Source organism: Massilia pseudoviolaceinigra (genome assembly GCF_030846505.1).
GTDB lineage: Bacteria > Pseudomonadota > Gammaproteobacteria > Burkholderiales > Burkholderiaceae_D > Telluria_A > Telluria_A violaceinigra.
Window position 1 is genome coordinate 1 of sequence record NZ_JAVCWL010000083.1, and the last position, 1862, is coordinate 1862.

Consider the following 1862-nt stretch of genomic DNA (forward strand, 5'->3'; position numbering starts at 1 on the left):
CGATGGGCATTGCCCAAGTGTAGCAACTGTAGCAGGTGTAGCAGTAGCAAACTCACCGAACGGCTTTTCGGTTTTCTGAACTGTAGCAACTGTAGCAACTGTAGCAGTAGCAGAAGTCAGAAACCCTTTTTTCATCAAGTCGGCCAATGCCATCACGCACCTCCGAGAATTTGAGGGTTGATCTGGATTTCGCGCTTGCGGCCGTTCTCGATCAGTACCGCTCTGCCGTGCTCGATCAATTCCTGAATCGCCGCGTTGAGTGCCGCCTTGTCCCGCATCTTGGAAGGGCCATATTGGGCTACGGCGCGGGTTGATACGGTGTCGCCGCCGTTGGCTTTGCAATAGCCGACAGCCCAATCTTCCAATAGTGCAGCATTTGCCAGGCCGTCAGGTAGCGCAAGCTCCCCGAAGAACCGTAACGCCTCGTTCAAGTGCCAGGCCGTGATAATGGCGGCCGACTCGAAGTGATTGACGCTAACCGGGCCTACCCCGACGTCGACCACATGGAAGAGCGCGGCCAGCCTGGCGGCGTTGTCCGCGATCTTGCTCGCCACGTCGCGCACGTCCTGCAACTCGCCGCCTTGGCCCAGCCCGCTTTCTATCTCGTCGTGGAACTTGACCCATGCGGCCTTCGCCTCCGGGGCGAGCGTGAGCATTGCAGGCTCCAACCCGCCGCGTTCGTTGATCGGCGCCGGCACTTGCAAGATGCGGTTAATCTGAGCGTGAAACCGGGCAAGCGCTGGCATGTTCTCTGGTGGCTCGGTGAAAAACCGGGTGCCCTGGGTGGATGCCGGCCGCGCCATCAGGAAGCGAGCCAAAAACCCGGTGCCGCGTGCCAGGGTGCCGGTGCGGCCGATGAAGTCCATCAGCGCCGACTCCTGCACCTGCAACGACATGGTGAGTCGTGCGCCGTCAACAACATAGGACTCGCCGCGCCGGTCGAACGTCAGCTTGGATGCGTCCCATAGTTGGTTCAGGTTCGCCAGAGTGCGGAGCTGTGATTCCTTGCCCATGCCATGGCTACCAAAGACGGAGCCGGCCTCCGACGATATGACGCCGCCTGAGGGCCACTTCTTCGCCAGGGAGTAGGTAAGCGCCTCTGGCGTGAAGTCGCTGTAGATCAGCCTCGGCACGCGTGGAGGCTCTGGCTTCATCTCCTCATGTTTGCGCAGCGCGTTTTCGGCCTGGCCCGTGTCCTTGGCGCTCTTGGCCGCAAGCTTGATCGACTCCAGGATGCCAGACCGGATAGCGTCCCACGCGGCCTGATCTGCCTCGTATCGCTTGATATCGGCCTGGGCGTCTTCTTGCTGCTTGTTCTCGTGCTCGCGCAGTACCTTGCTCAACATCCCGTCGCAGGTTGATTTGCGCTCGCCGCTCTCCGCCACCACCAGAAAGTACAGGCTTGTCGGACCGCTGAGTTTTTCAGCCCTGGATACGTCATAGTGGCTCTGAGCGGCCAGGCTCAGGGTGGCGAGTGCGGAACATGCCACCATCGCTTCCGGTGCCTTGGTGAAGCCCTGTACCTCCCGTACGGCCATCAGGACCACCTCGGGGAGCGCTTCGGATGGATAAGGCACTTCCGGCGTGCTGCGAGCAAGCGGCTCCGGTTTCGGCCAGGCAGCAGCAGCAGCTTTCACCATGGATTCCTTTACAAATTTGCGGGCGGCCACCAGGTCGGGCCCGGTATCCGCTGTCATCTGCTTGGCGGCGCTGATGGCCGACATGACCGCCTCGCCTCCCTCGTGCGCCTGCATGTCATTGAAGTCAGTTGGTTGACCCTCGCCAGGCTGAAAGACGGGAACTGCCAGCCAGCCGCCCACAGCAGCGGCCGCAGCTTTTGCCTTTGCCATACCCACATTGCC

The 1862-nt window shown here is 61.1% G+C and carries 1 protein-coding gene; it reads right to left on the reverse strand.

Translation table 11 applies throughout. The features are described 5' to 3' along the window. Window positions 1-152: 152 nt before the first annotated feature. Window positions 153-1862: DUF3987 domain-containing protein (locus tag RBA40_RS33095; RefSeq protein ID WP_306653127.1), on the reverse strand; the 1710-nt coding region annotated here is incomplete at its 5' end.